The 16,969-nt window shown below is 73.6% G+C and carries 19 protein-coding genes; 10 read left to right on the top strand and 9 right to left on the bottom strand.

Annotated elements, in window-relative coordinates; translation table 11 throughout:
• Window positions 1–40 precede the first annotated feature (40 nt).
• Together OG738_RS43695 and pknB are read right to left on the bottom strand one after the other, a co-directional pair.
• Window positions 41–250: a hypothetical protein gene (locus tag OG738_RS43695; RefSeq protein WP_329049909.1), complete on the bottom strand. Its 210-nt coding sequence runs from the start codon at window positions 248–250 to the stop codon at window positions 41–43.
• A complete protein-coding gene (gene pknB / locus OG738_RS43690; protein WP_329049908.1) occupies window positions 247–2,262 on the bottom strand; it encodes a Stk1 family PASTA domain-containing Ser/Thr kinase in 2,016 nt (671 codons plus the stop codon). Before pknB ends, OG738_RS43695 begins: the two co-directional genes overlap by 4 nt.
• Window positions 2,263–2,365: 103 nt before the next feature.
• Between pknB and OG738_RS43685 the strand changes: the two genes are divergently transcribed.
• The 4 genes from OG738_RS43685 (at window position 2,366) to OG738_RS43670 (ending at window position 4,373) form a co-directional block, all read left to right on the top strand.
• The gene (locus tag OG738_RS43685) at window positions 2,366–2,734 is read left to right on the top strand and encodes an Rv2175c family DNA-binding protein (RefSeq protein ID WP_329049906.1); all 369 of its coding nucleotides are present in this window, start codon (window positions 2,366–2,368) and stop codon (window positions 2,732–2,734) included.
• A gap of 115 nt (window positions 2,735–2,849) precedes the next feature.
• Entirely contained in the window at window positions 2,850–3,188 is a 339-nt protein-coding gene (locus OG738_RS43680) for a hypothetical protein (protein ID WP_329049905.1), read from the top strand.
• A 6-nt stretch (window positions 3,189–3,194) separates the two neighbouring features.
• Window positions 3,195–3,494: a hypothetical protein gene (locus OG738_RS43675; protein ID WP_329049903.1), complete on the top strand. Its 300-nt coding sequence runs from the start codon at window positions 3,195–3,197 to the stop codon at window positions 3,492–3,494.
• Window positions 3,495–3,854: 360 nt separating this feature from the next.
• Window positions 3,855–4,373, top strand: a complete 519-nt coding sequence (locus OG738_RS43670; protein WP_329049902.1) for a CGNR zinc finger domain-containing protein — start codon at window positions 3,855–3,857, stop codon at window positions 4,371–4,373.
• A 4-nt stretch (window positions 4,374–4,377) separates the two neighbouring features.
• Here the strand turns inward: OG738_RS43670 and OG738_RS43665 are convergent, their stop codons facing one another.
• The 5 genes from OG738_RS43665 to merB are packed head-to-tail and all read right to left on the bottom strand — an operon-like array spanning window position 4,378 to window position 9,392.
• Window positions 4,378–5,157, bottom strand: coding sequence for an LLM class F420-dependent oxidoreductase (locus OG738_RS43665; RefSeq protein ID WP_329049901.1), 780 nt, complete (start codon window positions 5,155–5,157; stop codon window positions 4,378–4,380).
• On the bottom strand, window positions 5,154–6,080 hold the full coding sequence (locus OG738_RS43660; RefSeq protein WP_329049900.1) for a phytoene/squalene synthase family protein: 927 nt from the start codon (window positions 6,078–6,080) through the stop codon (window positions 5,154–5,156). The genes OG738_RS43665 and OG738_RS43660 overlap by 4 nt, the downstream gene beginning before the upstream one ends.
• Complete coding sequence (gene crtI / locus OG738_RS43655; RefSeq protein ID WP_329049899.1) at window positions 6,077–7,549, bottom strand: phytoene desaturase family protein; 1,473 nt, start codon at window positions 7,547–7,549, stop codon at window positions 6,077–6,079. The genes OG738_RS43660 and crtI overlap by 4 nt, the downstream gene beginning before the upstream one ends.
• A gap of 1 nt (window position 7,550) precedes the next feature.
• Entirely contained in the window at window positions 7,551–8,642 is a 1,092-nt protein-coding gene (locus OG738_RS43650) for a polyprenyl synthetase family protein (protein WP_329049898.1), read from the bottom strand.
• Window positions 8,643–8,702: 60 nt separating this feature from the next.
• Window positions 8,703–9,392 (bottom strand): organomercurial lyase, encoded by a 690-nt coding sequence (gene merB / locus OG738_RS43645; RefSeq protein ID WP_329049897.1) that lies wholly within the window; start codon window positions 9,390–9,392, stop codon window positions 8,703–8,705.
• Between the two features lie 135 nt (window positions 9,393–9,527).
• On the opposite strand from merB, the gene OG738_RS43640 reads away from it, so the two are divergent.
• From OG738_RS43640 to OG738_RS43630, 3 genes are all read left to right on the top strand, one after another.
• Window positions 9,528–10,412 carry a methylenetetrahydrofolate reductase gene (locus OG738_RS43640; RefSeq protein WP_329049896.1) on the top strand — a complete coding sequence of 295 codons (885 nt, stop codon included), beginning with the start codon at window positions 9,528–9,530 and terminating at the stop codon, window positions 10,410–10,412.
• A gap of 42 nt (window positions 10,413–10,454) precedes the next feature.
• Window positions 10,455–12,143 carry a DUF885 domain-containing protein gene (locus OG738_RS43635; protein WP_329049895.1) on the top strand — a complete coding sequence of 563 codons (1,689 nt, stop codon included), beginning with the start codon at window positions 10,455–10,457 and terminating at the stop codon, window positions 12,141–12,143.
• Window positions 12,144–12,357: 214 nt separating this feature from the next.
• Complete coding sequence (locus OG738_RS43630) at window positions 12,358–13,227, top strand: DMT family transporter (protein ID WP_329049893.1); 870 nt, start codon at window positions 12,358–12,360, stop codon at window positions 13,225–13,227.
• Window position 13,228: 1 nt separating this feature from the next.
• Here OG738_RS43630 and OG738_RS43625 read toward each other — a convergent pair whose 3' ends face one another.
• Window positions 13,229–13,801 (bottom strand): GNAT family N-acetyltransferase, encoded by a 573-nt coding sequence (locus OG738_RS43625; RefSeq protein ID WP_329049892.1) that lies wholly within the window; start codon window positions 13,799–13,801, stop codon window positions 13,229–13,231.
• The gene (locus OG738_RS43620; RefSeq protein ID WP_329049891.1) at window positions 13,798–14,310 is read right to left on the bottom strand and encodes a YbaK/EbsC family protein; all 513 of its coding nucleotides are present in this window, start codon (window positions 14,308–14,310) and stop codon (window positions 13,798–13,800) included. The genes OG738_RS43625 and OG738_RS43620 overlap by 4 nt, the downstream gene beginning before the upstream one ends.
• 649 nt (window positions 14,311–14,959) lie before the next feature.
• Here OG738_RS43620 and OG738_RS43615 point away from each other — a divergent pair.
• From OG738_RS43615 to OG738_RS43605, 3 genes are read left to right on the top strand one after another with little or no spacing between them, the layout of a single operon-like run.
• Window positions 14,960–15,373 carry an SAV_6107 family HEPN domain-containing protein gene (locus OG738_RS43615; RefSeq protein ID WP_329049890.1) on the top strand — a complete coding sequence of 138 codons (414 nt, stop codon included), beginning with the start codon at window positions 14,960–14,962 and terminating at the stop codon, window positions 15,371–15,373.
• Window positions 15,363–16,133, top strand: coding sequence for a maleylpyruvate isomerase family mycothiol-dependent enzyme (locus tag OG738_RS43610; RefSeq protein ID WP_329049889.1), 771 nt, complete (start codon window positions 15,363–15,365; stop codon window positions 16,131–16,133). Before OG738_RS43615 ends, OG738_RS43610 begins: the two co-directional genes overlap by 11 nt.
• A gap of 59 nt (window positions 16,134–16,192) precedes the next feature.
• The gene (locus OG738_RS43605; protein WP_329049888.1) at window positions 16,193–16,924 is read left to right on the top strand and encodes a VOC family protein; all 732 of its coding nucleotides are present in this window, start codon (window positions 16,193–16,195) and stop codon (window positions 16,922–16,924) included.
• Window positions 16,925–16,969: the final 45 nt, after the last annotated feature.

The raw sequence follows: 16,969 nt of genomic DNA, 5'->3' as shown, positions 1-16,969 counted from the left end.
GCTTTTCTGTTGTGGGTGCGTTGGTGCCTCTTCGACGCCGTCAGCGGCTCAGTGGTTGCCACCGTTCGACATAAACCGTGCGCGGGGGTTCGAAGTCGACCACGAGCACCTGGGTGCCGGAGCCGAACGTCTCGTCCGGGTCGGCGGGGTAGGCGTAGAACGCCTCCGTGCCGCCCCGGACGTTCAGCAGGACCTCGCCGATGAGGCCGGGGCCGATCGTGCCGGTCACGCGGCCGCGGCTGCCGATCATCCCCCGAAGCCCTTCAGCTTGACCTTGCTGCCCTTCGCCACGAACGTGCCCGGCTGCGGGTCCTGCTGGAAGACGAAGTCGAACCCGCCGCCCCCGCCGCGGCCGCCGCCCTTGCCGTCGCGGTCGGCCTTCAGCCCGGCCTGCTCGAGGATCTTCTGCGCGTCGTCGAACGAGCGGAACCGCACGTCCGGCACCTGCACGGCGTTGTTGACGAAGACGCCGATCCGCTTTTCCTTCGCCTGCGCGTTGGCCGGCGGGTCGGTCCGGGTGACGGCCCCGCCCGGGACGTTCTGGGTGAACTCCTCGCCCGCCTGGAACGGCTCGAACCCGGCCTGCTGCAGCAGCTGGAACGCGTCGTCCTTGCTCCGCCCGGTGACGTCCGGGACCGGCGGCAGCGGGATCGGCCCCTTCGACACGATGATCGTGACCTGGCCGCCGATGTTCAGCTGGCTGCCCGCGGACGGCTCGGTGCGGATCACCGCGCCCTGCGGGACGTCGGAGTCGAAGTCGTCGGTGCCGCGCACCGGGGTCAGCTGGGCGGTCTTGATCGCCTGCTCGGCGTCGGGCAGCGCGGTGCCCGGCCGGACGTCCGGCACGATCGGGCGGCCCTTCGACAGCACGACCGACACCGTCGAGTTCGGCGCCAGCGGCGTGCCCTCGGCGGGCTCGGCACGCAGCACGGTGTTCGACGGCACCGAGTTGTCGTACTGCTGGCTGAACTGCGGGTTCAGCTTCACCGCGCGCAGCGCGTCGCCCGCCGCGGCCTGGTTCAGCCCGACGAGGTGCGGCACGGTCGCCGTCTTGGCGCCGCCGGTGTCGGTGAGCATGAAGACGAACGCCGTGATCAGGCCGCCGAACAGCAGCACCGCCGCGGCGATGACGGCGATCCGCTTCCGGTTGTCCTTCGGCTTCTCCGGCGCCCGCTCGCCCCGGCGCCGGGCCACCGGCGGGATCTGCTGGGTGATGCCCGGGGGCGGGGTACCGGGGTGGCTCAGCGCCCGCGTCGCGTTGGGGCGGTGCACCGGCATCGTCTGCTGGGTGTCGGGCACCAGCGGGATCCGCGGCAGCGTGCGCTCGGTGTCGGCGAGGTCGCCCTGGCCGTGCGAGACCGGGACCGGCACGGTCACCGGCAGCAGGCCCAGCTGCGCGCGCACCGCGGTCAGCTCGGTCAGGAACTCCCCGGCGTCGGCGGGCCGCAGCTCCGGGTCGCGCCGGGTCGCGCGGATGATCAGCTCGTCCAGCGCGGGCGGCAGGTCCGGGCGCAGCTCGCTCGGCCGCGGGACGTCGTCGTTCACGTGCCGGTAGGCCACCGAGATCGCGGTGTCGCCGGTGTAGGGCACCTGCCCGGTCAGCATCTCGTAGAGCAGGATGCCCGCCGAGTAGACGTCGCCGCGCGCGGACGCCGCGCCGGTCTCGACCTGCTCCGGCGACAGGTAGGCGACCGTGCCGAGGATGACGCTCGAGCTGGTCGTGCCCGCGCTCGCCACGGCCCGCACGAGGCCGAAGTCGGCGACCTTCACGACGCCGCCGGTGTGCGGCCCGGACCGGCCGATCAGCACGTTCTCCGGCTTGACGTCCCGGTGCACCAGCCCGGCGCGGTGCGCGGCGGCCAGCGCCGAGAGCACCGGCTCGGCGACGCTCAGCGCGAGCGCGACGTCCAGGGGGCCCTGGTCGTCCAGCAGGTCGCGCAGCGTGCCGCCGTCCACCAGCTCCATCACCAGGAAGGCGAGGCCGGACTCCGCGCCCTGGGGCAGGTCGAAGCCCTGGTCGTGCACTGCCACCACGTTCGGGTGATGCAGTTGCGCCGCCGACTGCGCCTCGCGCACGAACCGGTCCACGAACGACCGGTCGTCGGCGAAGCGCGGGTCCATGATCTTGATCGCGACCGGACGGTCCAGCCGGGTGTCCGTCCCCCGGTAGACGGAAGACATCCCCCCGTGGGCGAGCAGCCGGTCCACCCGGTAGCGGCGCTCGAGGAGCGTGCCGGCCAGGCTGGGTTGGGTGCGAGTCACGAGTATGGATCGTACGGAACCGCACACGGTTGGTGGAGGAGACCTCGCGGGTCACCCGTGCGCACTAGCGGGGGTGAGTGCGGAATGTGGCAGAGTGTCACCTGTGAGTGGGATTCCTGTCGCCGACGACGTCCTCGACACCGCCATCGCGGTCCTCCCGCTGGGCGAGGTGGCGAACGTCCTCGGGACCTCGGCCAACAAGGTCCGTCAGATGCTGCGCGACGGGCAGCTGATCGCCTTCAAGCGCGACGGCGACCTGTGCGTGCCCAGCGCCTTCTTCGTCAAGGACGGGGTCGTGAAGGGGCTGGCCGGGACGATCACGGTGCTCGCCGACTCCGGCTTCTCCCGGACGGAGATGCTGCGGTGGCTCTTCGAGACCGACGAGAGCCTGCCGGGCAGCACCCCGATCAACGCCCTGCGCACCAGCCACGGCACCGAGGTGAAGCGGCGCGCGCAGGCGATGGCGTTCTGACCGGCTCGAACCGCTGATCGCCGCGGCGAGCTGCACGGCCGCCGCGGTCAGCAGGCAGGCCGGGAGCGACCACGCCGCGAGCGGGCCCGCCAAGGCCGCGCCGGCCGCCAGGCCGGTGATCTTCACGCTCGCCGCCGTCGTGAACACCTGCGCCCGGACCCGCGCCGGCGCTTCGCGGTGGCGGATCGCGAACAACGCCGTGAGCTGCGGTCCTTCGCCGAACCCGGCGACTGCCGCGGCCACGACCAGCAGCGTGACGCCGTCGGCGACCGCGGCCAGCGCGGCGCTCACGGCCAGGACGAGCGTGCTCAGCCCGACGATCCGGTCCGGCGCCCACGGCAGCGGCTTCTTCGCGAAGACCGCGTTGGCGAGCAGCGACGCGACGGCGAGGACGGTCAGCAGCAGCGCGCCGTCCGCCGGGCCGCGCAGGTGGGCCGCGCCGAGCATGGGGTAACAGACGGTGACCATACCGATTCCCGCGCAGGAGATCGTCGACGCGATGGTGGCCCGCCTCAGCGGCGCGTTGCGGACGAGAACCGTGAAGCCGTCCTTGAGCCCCGTCCTGGTGGTGGGTTTCCGTCGGGGGAGGGTCCACGCCACCGGGACCGCGGTGGCGACCAGCGCGACGGCCGCCACGAGCCCGGCCGGGCCGCCGAGGAGTCCCGCGAGCCCGGGACCGGCCAGCGCGGCGGCGGTGAACGTCAGCGCGTCGAGCCGGCTGGCCTGCTGGGTCTTCGGCCCGGCGACCGCGGGCAGCTGAGCGGTCCAGCCGCCCGCGATGGCGGGGTTCAGCAGGCCGGTCACGACCGCTCCGGCGACCACGGCTTCGAGCGGCAGGTGGCCGAAGAGGGCGGTGATGATCGCGATCCCGCCCGCGTACCCGGCCAGGGCGGTCGCCAGCAGCCGTCCGGGTGCGGGGCTGCGGTCGAGAAAGGCCCCGAAGACGGGCCCGCCCACCGCCGCGGCGGCGGTCAGGCCGGCGAGCAGCGCGGAACCGGCGTGCGGGCCTTCGCGCAGGCCCAGCAGGAGGAGGGCGGGCCCGGACAGCTCGTCGCCGGTCCGCGCGAGCGTCGCCCCGACCAGGTAACGCCTTATCATGGGCAAGACGTTACAGTGGAGTATGACCCTTCCGCACCGGGATTCCGTGCAGCGCGCGGTCGACCTGCTGGATGTCTTGCTTTCCGACGCCGATCCTTCGGCGGTCGTTCGCGTCTTGCGCGCACACGGCGAGCCGGACGTCCACCTCTCGCCTTCGGACATCGCCGAGCTGCGGGCGGCGGCGGTTTCGCTGCGCGAAGTGTTCGCGGCGCCTGACGTCGCTTCGGCGGCTTCGGTGCTCAACGCGTTGTTCGCGGCGTACGCGGGCCCACCGCGCCTGACGGACCACGAAGAGGGCTACGGCTGGCACCTGCACCTCGACGCGGCCGACGACGGCCCGTGGGGAGCGTGGCTGGTGACGTCGTCGGCGCTGGGGCTGGCGGCGCTGCTGGCGGAGCGGCAGGACGTGCCGGGCGGGCTGTGCGCGTCACCGTCGTGCGGGAAGCCGTTCGCCCACACCGGCGGCGGCAGTCCGCGACGGTTTTGCTCGTCCCGGTGCGCGACGCGGGAACGAGTCGCCGCGCACCGGGCGCAAAAGTAGCGCGTCAGGCGTTGGTCTTCTCGCGCCAGGCGAGCCACTTCTCGAGCGCGCCCAGGTCGTAGTCCGGGCCGCCCACGCCGACCGTGAACGTGGTGACGCCCAGGCTCAGGAGCTTCGGGCCCAGCTCGTCCGGCTCGCCCTGGACGCCGCACGACCGCTCGATCTCCGCCGGGTCGCGGCCGACGTCCGCGCAGTGCTGGTCGAGGATCTTCACCTTGCGCTCGACGACCTCCGGGTCGCCGAAGCCGTGCCAGATGTCGCCGTGCTTGGCCACCAGCTTCAGCGTCTTCTTCTCACCGCCGCCGCCGATGAGAACCGGGATCTTGCGCGTCGGCGCCGGGTTCAGCTTGCCGAGGCGCGACTCGATGCGCGGCAGCGACTCGGCCAGGTCGTCGAGGCGGCCGCCGGCGGTGCCGAACTCGTAGCCGTACTCGTCGTAGTCCTTCTCGAACCAGCCGGAGCCGATGCCGAGGATGAGCCGGCCGCCGGAGATGTGGTCGACCGTGCGGGCCATGTCGGCCAGCAGCTCGGGGTTGCGGTAGCTGTTGCAGGTCACCAGCGCGCCGATCTCCACCCGCGACGTCGACTCCGCCCACGCGCCGAGCATGGTCCAGCACTCGAAGTGCTTGCCCTCGGGCTCGCCGTACAGCGGGTAGAAGTGGTCCCAGTTGAAGACGATGTCGGCACCGAGGTCCTCGGCGGCCGAGGCGGTGCGCCGGATGGTGTCGTAGTCGGCGTGCTGCGGCTGGAGCTGCAGGCCGATCCGGATGCGTCGTTCGGTCATGATCGCAGCCTACGACCGCCCCGGAACGTCTCGCGCGCCCACACCGTGGCCAAGGGGGGTAGCGCGACCACCAGCCTGCGCGAGTTCGGCACCACCGCGCGCCGGGTCAGGATGTCGTAGTCCAGCGCGACGATCTCGTCCAAGATCCCTTCGTACAGCGTCAACGCCGTCCGCACGCACGGCCGCGCTTCCGGCCGCAGCGACGCGACCCCGGCTTCGGCCCGCCGGTACACCGCCCGCGTCCGCGCGACGAAGTACGCCAGTGCCGCGCGGATCCGCGGCTCCGGCCGTCGCTCCTCGAGCAGCTCCCGGGTGACGCCGAAGGCGGCCAGCTCCCGCGTCGGCAGGTACAGCCGGCCGCGGTCGAGGTCTTCGCCGACGTCGCGCAGGAAATTCGTCAGCTGGAACGCCTCACCGAGCGCGATCGCCCCCGGCGTGGCGTCGGCGAGCGGCCCCACCGTGCCGAACACCGGCAGCATCTGCAGCCCGATCACCGCGGCCGAGCCGTACATGTACTCACCCAGCTCGGCGAACGTCCGGTACTCGACCGGCGCCAGGTCCATCCGCATCGACTTCAGGAACGCGTCGAACAGGCCCCGGTCGATGCCGTAGCGCCGCACGGTGTCGGCCAGCGCCACGAGCACCGGATCGTCCGGGGTCCCGCCGTCGAAGACGACGTCGACCATCGCCCCGACGCGGTCCAGCTCGGACGCCGGATCGCTGCCGGGCGCGGGGTTGTCGACCAGTTCGTCGGCCATCCGCGCGAACCCGTAGAGCGTGTGCGCCGCGGGCCGGGCCCGCGCCGGCAGCAGCCGGGTGGCCAGGAAGAACGTGCGCCCGTGGTGGGCGTTGATGCGGCGGCACTCCGTGTAGGCGGCCCGCAGGTCCGGCGCGAGGATGCCCGCGGCGTCGAGTTCGTTCACCGGCCGGTGATCCTTTCCGCTGCCAGTCGTCCGGAGATGAGCACGGGCGGGATGCCGACACCCGGCGTCGTGCCGCAGCCGGCGAGCACCACGTTGCCCGCCGCGCGCACCAGGTTCGCCGGCCGGAACGGGCCGGTCTGCGCGAACGTGTGCGCCAGCGAGAACGGCGTCCCGGCGGCGAGCCCGCGCGCCGCCCAGTCCGCCGGGGTGATCGTCTCGTCGACGGTGAACTCGTCGCCGAACCCGGTCAGCCCGCGTGCCTCGAGCGTGCGCAGGAGCTCGTCGCGGTACGGCCCGCGTACCCGTTCCCAGTCGATCGGCCCGCGACGCAGGTTCGGTGCGGGCGCGAGGACCGAGACGATCTCGCCGCCGCGCCCGGCCAGCCCCGGGTCCGTCGCCGTCGGGCGCGTGACCAGCAGCGACGGGTCGCTCATGAGCTTGCCTTCGCGGATGATCTCCGCGAACGTCCGCTCCCAGGCGCCGCCGAAGTAGATCGTGTGGTGCCCGAGGTCCCACGCCCGCGTCGTCCGGCCGTGCAGCACGACGGCGGACGGCGAGTACCGCAGCGGCACGACGCGCCGCGGCCGCGCGCCGACGAGCCGGTAGGCCGCGGTCAGCTCGGTGGCGAGGACGACGGCGTCGCAGGCGATCCGCTCGCCCGAGCGCGTCCGGACCGCCCGCACCCGCGAGGACACCCGCTCGAGCCACGCGGCTTCGGTGCCGAACCGCACGTCCGCGCCCGCCCGGGCCGCCGCGCCGGTCATCGCCCGGCCGATCTCGCCCATCCCGCCCTCGGGGTAGTAGACGCCGCCGACGGTGTCCATGTACGAGATGACGCCGTACGCGCCGATCGCGCTCACCGGGTCGAGACCGGCGTAGAGCGCCTGGAACGTGAACAGCCGCCGGACGCGCTCGTCGAGCAGGTAGCGGGCGACGCGCGGGCCCAGCCTGCCGAACCCGCCGAGCGCGGCGAGCTTCGCCAGCTCGGGGCGGGCCAGGTCGAGCGGCGAGTCGAAGTTCGCCCCGATGAACCGGTCCTTCTGCGCGGCGTACAGCTCGGACAGCCAGCGCCGCAGCGCCCGGTAGCCGACCGCCTCGCGGGCGCCGGCGAAGGCGCGGATCTCAGCCTCCATCGCCTCGCCGTCGGTGTGCAGGGCCAGCTCGGAGCCGTCGGCGAAGCGCGCCCGGTACGCCGGGTCGAGCCGGGTCAGGCGCAGGTTCTTGGCGAGTGGCTCGCCGACCGCGGCGAACGCCTCTTCCAGCAGCTCCGGCATGGTCAGCACGCTCGCGCCGGTGTCCACGGCGTTGCCGTCGAAGCTCTGCTGGCCCGTCCGGCCGCCCGGGGTGTCCGCCTGCTCCAGCAGCGTGACGCGCCGTCCCGCGCCGAGCAGGTGCAGGGTCGCCGAAAGGCCGGCCAGCCCGGCGCCGATCACGACGACGTGGTCGGCCGGCCCGTCGATCGTGCGCACGTCAGTACGTCCGCTGGGTGGCCTTGACGACCAGCCCGGTCAGCGCCGCCGGCGCGGGCTCGGCCAGGTGCGCGCGCTCGAGGGCAGCCATCGCCGCGGTGGTCAGCTCGTCGATCCGCCGCTCGACCGCGTCGACCGCGCCGACCTGCCGCAGCGCCATCCGGACGGTCTCGACGCCCTCGTCGGAGAGGTCCGCGTCGCCGATCGCGTCGGCGATCACGGTGGCCGCGGCGGTCTCGCCCTTTTCCGCGGCGAGTTGCAGGCCGAGCGCGGCGAGCAGCGTGCGCTTGCCCTCGCGCAGGTCGTCGCCGGCGGGCTTGCCGGTGACCGACGGGTCGCCGAACACGCCCAGCAGGTCGTCGCGCAGCTGGAACGCGACGCCGACTTCGCCGCCGAACTCGAGCAGCGTGGCGATCAGCTCGGGCGAGGCCCCGCCGAGCGCGGCGCCCAGGTGCAGCGGCCGCTGCACGGTGTAGGCGGCGGTCTTGAGCCGGTCGATCTTCAGTGCGGCCTCGACGGAGGCGTCACCGGTGGCCTGCGTGCGGACGTCGAGGTACTGCCCGGCGAGCACCTCGGTGCGCATCGCGCGCCACGCGGGGCGGGCGGCGGCGAGGGTCTCCGCGGGCAGCGGCGCGTCGGCGAACATGTCGTCTGCCCAGGCCAGCGCCAGGTCGCCGACCAGCACCGCGGTGGCCAGGCCGAACGTCGCGGGGGAGCCGAGCCAGCCGCGGTCGGCGTGCAGCTTCGCGCCGGCGATGTGCACCGTCGGGAAGCCGCGGCGGGAGTCGGAGGAGTCGATCAGGTCGTCGTGGATCAGCGCGCACGCCTGGATCAGCTCGAGGCTGGAGACCGCCTGCAGCACGCCCTCGGCGGCCGGGCCCGCCGGGTCGCCGCCCGCGCCGCGCCAGCCCCACCACGCGAACGTCGGGCGCAAGCGCTTGCCGCCGGTCAGCACGAACCCGCTCAGCGCGTCGATCCCGGCCGCGACGGTCGGCTCCGTCTCCACGATCTCGGCGCTCGCCCGGCCGAGGAACCCGGCCAGCGCGCGCTCGACGTGGGCGGGCAGATCGGCGTCGGAAACGGGCGCGTTCATGCCGCCATCCTCGCCGAACCGGCGGGGGCGCGGGCCGCCGGGGCACCCCGATGTGGCGAATCAGACTCCGGCCGTCGCCGCCCAGAACGGCCCGGTCAGGCCCGCTTCGGCGAAGTAGGCGACGGCGCTGTCCGGTTCGCGCCGCCGGTAGCCGCGCTCGAGCCGGCCCTCGTACCAGCCGCGGGCGAGCCGCCAGAGCGTGACCAGGTCCAGCACGTACCCCCGGTGCTGCCCGGTCGCCGCCAGCCAGGCGTCCACACAGGACTCGCAGCAGAACAGCCGCTGGTGCGCGCAGGTGTGCAGCACGTCGTCCCACATCCGCGCGGCGGGCACGAGGAAGTGCGCGACCTGCGCGCCGTCCGGCGGCGCGACGCGGTTCACGACCAGGGCGTGCGGCTGGCCGCAGCCGGGGCAGCGGGTGGCGACGAGCACCTCCGGCTCGTCGGCGACCAGGTGCGGGATGGCGAAGGAGTCCCACGCGCAGCCGCCCCACCAGAGCGTGTGCGAGCCCATCACCGAGAAGCCGAGCGACTTCGCCGCGAACGGGTGGGCCAGCACGACGTGCTCGCACTCGTCGAGCACCAGGTGGTGGGCCTCGGCCAGGCGGTGCAGCGCCTGCTTGGCCACGGCCAGCGACCCGCCCGCCGCGTCGGCCAGCTCCGGCCCGGACGGCGCGCGGCCGCGGTCGGCGAAGGCGTGGTAGACGGCGAGGCGCACGTCCTCGTCCCAGCTCGTGTCGTCGTCCCTCATGGCTCACTCCCGTGGTGCGCGTCCAGTCTAGTCCGGTAGCACGGCGCGAAAACCGCTCGAAAGTGACTTACGACCCTGTCTCGGGGTCCGGACGGGGGCTCCCGCATGCCGGGCGTCGGCCCTTAACATTCGGGTATGACGTCGGTGATCGAGCGGTTGCGCGGAGACGGGCCGAAGTTCTCCATCGAGTTCTTCCCACCCCGGGACCCGGCGGACGAGGCCGTCCTCTGGAAGGCGATCCGGGAGCTCGAGCCGTACGACCCGGCCTACATGTCGATCACCTACGGGGCCGGCGGCTCCAGCCGCGACGGCACGATCCGCAGCATCGCCCGCGTCGCCACCGAGACCACGCTGGTGCCGATGGCGCACCTGACCGCGGTCAACCACACCGTCGCCGAGCTGCGGAACGTGATCGGCTGGTACGCCTCGGTGGGCGTTCGCAACATCCTCGCGCTGCGCGGCGACCCGCCGGGCGACGTCTACGGCGAGTGGATCCCGCACCCGGAGGGCCTGACCTACGCCGAAGAGCTGGTGCAGCTCGTCCGCGAGCTGGGCGACTTCTGCGTCGGCGTCTCCGCGTCGACCTACGGCCACCCGCGCTCGCCCGACCTGGAGACCGACACGAAGTACCTGGTCCGCAAGCTGCGCGCGGGCGCCGACTTCGCGATCGCCCAGCTGTTCCACGACGCCGAGGACTTCCTCCGGCTGCGCGACCGGGTGGCGGCGACCGGCTGCGACGTCCCGGTGCTGCCCGGCGTCATGCCCCTGACCACGCTGCGCACCCTGCAGACGACGATCAAGCTGTCCGGCGCACCGGCGCCTCGAAAGCTCCTCGACCGGCTCGAGCCGCTGGCCGACGACCCCAAGGCGTTCCGCGCGGCGGGCATCGACGTCATCACCGAGCTGTGCGAGAAGCTGATCGCCGAAGGGGTGCCGAACCTGCACTTCTACACGTTCAACCGGTCGAAGGCGACGCGCGAGGTCATCGCGCGGCTCGGGCTCGTCCCGGCCCGTGCTTAAGTACGTACCACCACCCCCAGGTGGCCCGGTAGCGTGCGGCGCATGGCTTCTACTGCTTCCGACGGCGTGCACGGGATCTGTGACCGCTACGTCGACGACTACGCGGCCGCGGACCCGGTCGCCGCGACCGGGTTCGGCGTCACCGGGCACGACCACCGGCTGACCGACTATTCGGCCGCCGGGTACGCCGAGCGCGCCGGACTGGCGGCGCGGGCGCACGCCGCCGTGACCGCCGCCGAGCCGCGCGACGCCGCCGAGCGCGCCGCGAAGGCCGTCTTCACCGAGCGGGTGGGGCTCGAGCTGGAGATCCACGAGGCCGGCCTCGACGTGGCGAGCCTCAACGTCATCTCCAGCCCGGTGCAGGAGCTGCGGATGGCGTTCGACCTGATGCCCTTGGAGACCGAGCACGACTGGTCGGTCGTCTCGGCCCGCATCGGCGAGGTCCCCCAGGCGCTCGCGAACATCCGCAGCGGCCTGCTCACGGCGGCCGACGCGGGGCGCGTCGCGGCGCTGCGTCAGGTCGCGAAGGTGGCGGAGCAGTGCGAGACGTGGGCGGGCCTGAAGGACGAGACAGGATTCTTCACCCAGCTCGCCGGCGGCTCGGCTTCGCAGGGTGACGCGCTGAAGGCGGACCTCGCGCAGGGCGTGCGGGCCGCCGAGGAGGCGTTCGCCGAGTTCGCCGGGTTCCTGCGGGCCGAGCTGGCGCCGAAGGCCCCGGTCAAGGACGCCGTCGGCGAAGACGTCTACCGCCTGTGGTCGCGGTTCTTCGTCGGCGCGGCGCTGGACCTGCGCGAGGCGTATGAGTGGGGCTGGGCCGAGTTCGCGCGGATCGAGTCCGAGATGCGCGCCGTCGCCAACCGGATCAAGGCCGGCGCTTCGCTGGCGGAGGCCGCGGCGGTGCTGGACGCCGACCCCCGCTACCGCGTCCGGGGCCGCGCCGAGTTCGAGGCGTGGATGCAGCACCTGTCCGACGAAGCGCTGAAGTCGTTGCGCGGCAAGCACTTCGACATCTCCGACCGCGTGATGGCCCTGGAGTGCAAGATCGCCCCGCCGGGCGGCGGCGTCGGTGCGTACTACACGGGCCCGAGCGAGGACTTCGGCCGCCCGGGCCGGATGTGGTGGTCCCTGCCGTCCGGCCGCGACGAGTTCGTCACGTGGCGCGAAACGAGCACGGTGTACCACGAGGGAGCACCGGGCCACCACCTCCAGATCGCGACGGCGGTCGACCAGTCCGAGGGGCTCAACAAGTACCAGCGCCTGATGGCGTTCACCTCGGGCCACGCGGAGGGCTGGGCGCTGTACGCGGAGCGCCTGATGGAGGAACTGGGCTACCTGTCCGACGACGGCGACCTGCTGGGCATGCTGTCGGAGCAGCTGTTCCGCGCCGCTCGGGTGGTCGTCGACCTCGGCATGCACCTCGAGCTGGAGATTCCCGCCGGAACGGGCTTCCACGAGGGTGCGCGCTGGACGCCGGAGCTGGGCCTGGAGTTCATGCTGACGAGGACGATCACCGACGAAGCCCACGTCCGCGACGAGATCGACCGCTACCTGGGCTGGCCGGGCCAGGCCCCGGCGTACAAGATCGGCGAGCGCCTGTGGCTGGCGGCCCGCGCGGAGGCGCAGGGCCGAGCCGGGGGAGCGTTCGACATCAAGCGGTTCCACACGGAGGCGCTGCGAATGGGCGGCATGGGGCTGGACACGCTGCGGGAGCAGTTGGCCCAGCTGGACTGACGGCAGGCGGTGCGGCCACCGGAAATCCGGTGGCCGCACCCCTTTCGCCGCCGCTAGATTCCCCTCGTGCGCCGAATCCTCTTCGTCACCCCACCGCCTCGCGCCTGAGCGGGGTGGTCCTCCGCCGCGTGGCCGTCATGGCCCGCGGCTGATTCGTCTTGCGCACCGCCCCGCGTCGTCGAACTCCCGATTCCTTCGACGCAGGAGCGTTCCTTTGCTGTACTCACCCACGCGTGCCCGATCGTCGGCCGCGCTCGTTCTCGCCGGTGTCCTGTGGGGAACCGGCGGGCTCGCCGGCTCCCTGCTGGGCCGGCTCGCCGATCTGCACCCGCTCGCCGTCGCCGCGTACCGCCTGCTCGTCGGCGGCGGCGTCGCGACCCTGTTCGTTCTCCTGAAAGGCGGCACTCTCCCGCGGACGGCTTCGGCGACCCGGCGGCTCCTCGCCGTCGGCGGGCTGTTCGCGCTGTTCCAGGCGAGCTACTTCGCCGCCGTCGCGCTCAGTTCCGTGAGCATCGCGACGATGACGACGATCGGCGCGTCACCCGTCCTGGTGACCCTCGCCCGCACCCGGCGACCCGGCCGGTGGACGCTCGTGTCCCTGGCCGGCAGCGTCGCCGGGCTGGTGCTGCTCCGCTGGTCGCCGGACGCCGTGACGACACTCGGCGGCCTCGCCTTCGCGCTCCTCGCCGCGGCGGGCTTCGCGACCCTGACGCTGCTCACTGCGAAGCCGGTCGACGGCCTCGGCCCGCTGGCCACGACGGCGTTCGGCTGCCTGACCGGCGGCCTCCTGCTCACCCCCGTGGCGAGCTGGACGGGCATGGCGCTGCCGCTGCACGCGGACGTCCTCGCGGTGGCCGGCTACCTCGGCGCGGTGCCGACCGCGCTCGCCTACGCCGCGTACCTGCGCGGCCTGGCGACGGCGCACCCGCTCCTGGGCGCGCTCTCGGCGGTGCTCGAACCGCTCACCGCGGCCGTGCTGTCGGCAGCGTTCTTCGGCGAGCGGCTGAGTGCGCCGGCCTGGTGCGGCGCGGCCGTGCTGGTCGCCGCGCTGGCAGTCGGCTACTGGCGCCCGGAGCCGGGGTGACTCAGCGCGGGTCGAGGGGCAGCGTCCGCCCGAGGATCGCGAACGGCCGCGGGTCGCCGGCGAAGTGGTAGTCGCGCAGGACGTCGACGAACCCGGTGCGGCGGTAGAGCTTCCACGCCCGGCTGGTGCCCTCGGGTGTCGACAGCAGGACGTTCGCGCTCGGCACGCCGTCCAGCAGGGCGCGCAGCAGGTCCTCGCCGATCTGGTGACCCTGGTTCTCCGGCTTGACGTGGATCTCGGTCAGCTCGAAGTAGTCCGCCAGCCAGCGCTCGGCCTCTTCGGGCCCGAACCGGCGGCTCAGGCCGTGGCGCACCTGCTCGTGCCACCACTGCCCGGCCCGGCCGCGGTAGCCGTAGGCGAGCCCGAGCAGGACGTCGTCGGCGTCGAGCGCGGCCATGCAGCGCCAGCCCTCACGCAGGGCGTGGGTGAGCCACATCGGCGCGCGCTGCTCGGCGGTGCCGGCCGGGTACCGCATCGCCCGGACGTAGATGTCCAGTGCCTCGGGCAGGCGCGCGCGGAACTCGTCCGAGGAGAGCTGGACGTAGCGGGAGCAGCCGGCGGGCATCGCGGTCACGGCTGTTCATCTTCCTCCGCGCCGTCGAGCGCGCCCGGGGTGCCCCCGGTCAACGCCACCAGCTCGGCGAAGGTGGTGGGGTAGACGGTCTTCGGGTGGCCGGCGGCGGCCCACACGACGTCGTGGGTGCGCAACGCGGTGTCGACCAGGGTCGGCAGCCGCCGCGGGTGCCCGGTCGGCGCGACCCCGCCGATCGGCTGCCCGGTGTGAGTCCGGACGAAGTCGGCGTCGGCCTTGCCGATTTCGCCGCCGGCCAGCCGCTCGAGGGTGGCCGGATCGGCGCGGTGGGCACCCGAGGTGAGGGCGAGGAGCGCGTTTTTGTCGTACCCCAGGCGGAAGATGAGGCTGTTGGCGATGGCCCCCACGGGCACGCCGAGCGCTTCGGCCGCCTGAGCGGCGGTCCGGACCTCGGCGGGCAGCACGCGGATGCCCTCGGCGGCGGCGTGCTGCCCGGCTTCGGCCAGCGCGGCCGTCACCTTGGCGACGGCGGGGTGGTCCAGCGAACTCATGAACCTATGAGATCACGCCATCGACCTGGTGTCCCGCACCACGTCCGGGGATTCCACCGGTGGGGTTGAGCGGACGCCGGGTCGGGGTTACTCTGGAACTTGTTCGAACAGACGTTCGACATCGGTGAGCGCGCACCGGTCAGGTGCCCGGCGGCGGGGCGGGGGAAGCGTCCGGCCGCCGGGTGCTCGATCGGGGCTCACCCCGCGCAGGAGGAGGGTCGTCATGTCCGTCAAGGTCGTGTCCCCCACGGAGTCCGGGCAGCCGCAGCTGCCCATGACGCTGCGCCCCCCGGTAACCCCGGCGGCGCCCGGCACCCACCACGGCCGACCCCGGCGACACCCGTCCCCGGCAGCGGACTCGGTGCAGCCGGAGCTGTCGACCTCGCTGCGCCCGCCCACTGCCGATGCCGATCGCAGTCAGTCTCAGCTTCCGATGTCCCTGCGGCCGGCCGCCGCCGGTGGGGGCGGCGCTCAGCCGGAGCTACCCGCCTCGCTACGCCCGCCGACCGCCGAGGTGGATCGCAGCCAGTCGCAGCTGCCCACATCCCTGCGCCCGCCCACCGCCGGTGAGAGCGGCGCGCAGCCGGAGCTGCCCGCCTCGTTGCGCCCACCCACTGCCGATGCCGATCGCAGCCAGTCTCAGCTTCCGATGTCCCTGCGGCCGCCAGCTCCGCCGGTCGCCGCCGGGCTGCTTGCCCAGGCGCGGCGCGGGCTTGCCGAGGCCGAGCGGGAGACCGCTCCCGCCGAGCGGTTCATCGGCGCCTACCTCGCCGCCCTTCGCGGTGCCGCCGCCGTGCTCGCCGCGCGGGGGCGGCCGCACCGGGGGCGCGCGCGGCCGGCCAGCACCTGGGTGCTGCTCGACTCCGTCGCGCCCGAACTGCGGGAGTGGTCTGCCTTCTTCGCGAGCAACTCGGCCGCGCGCGCCGCCGCGCAGGCCGGGATCACCGGCAAGGTCACCGCCGAGTCGGCCGCCGAGCTGGTGCGCGCCGCCACGCCGTTCCTCGAACTGGTCCGCCGCCTGGTGCACGGCCTCCCGATCACCGGGGAAGCCCATGTCGCGTGAGCACGGCCCGGTCGACCACGGGCGGTTGCTCACGGCGTTGGGAATCGAAGGCAGGGTGCTGGCCGAGGCCGTCCACGCGGGGCCGCTCGAGGCACCGGTGCCCGCCTGTCCGGGCTGGTCGCTCGGCGAGGTGGCCCGGCACGTCGGGAGCCTCTACCGGATGGTCGGGCGCCGGTTGGCCGAAGGCCGCAACCCCGAAGACTGGCAGCGCGACCCCGAGCCGGGCCAGGGCCTGGCGGCGTACCTGGAGGCCGGGCTGGCCGAGCTGCTCGACGAGCTGGCCGCGCACGACCCGGAGGAACCTGCCGACACGTGGTGGCCGGCGGACCCGACGTACGGGTTCTGGCGGAGGCGGATGCTGCACGAGACGCTGGTCCACCGCGTCGACGTCGAACAGGCGGCGGGTACTCCCGAGCGCGGCGTCGCCGAGGACCTGGCGATCGACGGCATCGACGAGGCGCTGACCCTGTGGTTCGGGCAGAAGCTGCCGATGCTGGGGCTGACCGGCACGAAAGCGGGCTCGGTCGGCGTGCGCGCCGGCGCGCACAGCTGGATCGCGCGGGCCGGCCCCGACGTGACGGAAGCCTGGCGCTGTTCGGCCGAGGAGGCCGAGGCGGCGGACGACGTCGTCACGGCCGCCGAACCCGGGCGGATCTACCTGTGGTTGTGGGGCCGGTCGTCCCTGACCTCGGTGACCGTGCGGGGCGTGCACGACCAGGCGGCCCAGCTCTGGGCGCTGCTGCGGCTCGCGACCCGATGAACCGGCCGGTGGGGAAGCCGAACCGGAACTCCTCGGAGGTGGCGGTTGGCCTGCGGCGCATGAACACGCGCCTGGTGAACGTGGTGGTCGACGCGGCGCGGCCGAGGGGCCTGGCGGACTTCTGGGCCGCGCTGCTCGGCTGGAGCGTCGCGGCCGAGAACCCGGACGAAGTCGACGTACGCGCCCCGGAAACCGACGGCTGGGACCTGGACCTGGTTTTCGTGCCGGTTCCCGAGGCCAAGGAGGTCAAGAACCGGATCCACCTGGACCTGGCGAGCGAAACGCTCTCGCACCAGGCGGAGCTCGTGTCGCGTGCCGTGGAGCTGGGCGGCAGCCGGGTCGATGTCGGGCAGGGCGCAGTGCCGTGGGTCGTGCTCGCGGACCCGGAGGGCAACGAGTTCTGCGTCCTCGAGCCCCGCGAGCGGTACGCGCGCACGGGCGCGGTCGCCTCGATCGTGGTCGACGCCCACGACCCGGAGCGCATGGCGGGCTTCTGGGCGCGGATCACGGGGCGGCCGATCGGCGCCCGCGACGACGAGGGCCTGGTGGGGCTGCGTGCGCCGGCGGGCCGCGGGCCGTGGCTGGAATTCCTCCGCAACGACGACGTGAAGAGCGTCAAGAACCGGGTGCATCTCGACATCGCGCCGCTCGCGGGCTTCGACCACGCGGAGGCGGTCGCGGAGGTCGAGGCCGCGGGCGCGGCGCCGGCGGATCTCGGCGGGCCGGCGCTGCCGTGGCGGGTGCTGATGGACCCGGAGGGCAACGAGTTCTGCGTGCTGACGCCACGCTGACCGTTTCGGCCGTGTTGCCGAGCGGTCTCGAACGCTGATCTGCGC

Source organism: Amycolatopsis sp. NBC_01488, assembly GCF_036227105.1.
Classification (GTDB): Bacteria; Actinomycetota; Actinomycetes; order Mycobacteriales; family Pseudonocardiaceae; genus Amycolatopsis.
The sequence above is the reverse complement of the archived record's forward strand: the minus strand, read 5'-3'. Positions and strand labels throughout refer to the sequence as shown.

Coding starts and splice junctions, on each gene's coding strand:
- OG738_RS43670 (WP_329049902.1), top strand. CDS start 3,855: ATGACCCTTCCGCACCGGGATTCCGTGCAGCGCGCGGTCGACCTGCTG.
- OG738_RS43620 (WP_329049891.1), bottom strand. CDS start 14,310: ATGAGTTCGCTGGACCACCCCGCCGTCGCCAAGGTGACGGCCGCGCTG.
- OG738_RS43605 (WP_329049888.1), top strand. CDS start 16,193: ATGAACACGCGCCTGGTGAACGTGGTGGTCGACGCGGCGCGGCCGAGG.
- OG738_RS43665 (WP_329049901.1), bottom strand. CDS start 5,157: ATGACCGAACGACGCATCCGGATCGGCCTGCAGCTCCAGCCGCAGCAC.
- OG738_RS43695 (WP_329049909.1), bottom strand. CDS start 250: ATGATCGGCAGCCGCGGCCGCGTGACCGGCACGATCGGCCCCGGCCTC.
- OG738_RS43650 (WP_329049898.1), bottom strand. CDS start 8,642: ATGAACGCGCCCGTTTCCGACGCCGATCTGCCCGCCCACGTCGAGCGC.
- OG738_RS43635 (WP_329049895.1), top strand. CDS start 10,455: ATGGCTTCTACTGCTTCCGACGGCGTGCACGGGATCTGTGACCGCTAC.
- merB (WP_329049897.1), bottom strand. CDS start 9,392: ATGAGGGACGACGACACGAGCTGGGACGAGGACGTGCGCCTCGCCGTC.
- OG738_RS43610 (WP_329049889.1), top strand. CDS start 15,363: ATGTCGCGTGAGCACGGCCCGGTCGACCACGGGCGGTTGCTCACGGCG.
- OG738_RS43640 (WP_329049896.1), top strand. CDS start 9,528: ATGACGTCGGTGATCGAGCGGTTGCGCGGAGACGGGCCGAAGTTCTCC.
- OG738_RS43615 (WP_329049890.1), top strand. CDS start 14,960: ATGTCCCTGCGGCCGCCAGCTCCGCCGGTCGCCGCCGGGCTGCTTGCC.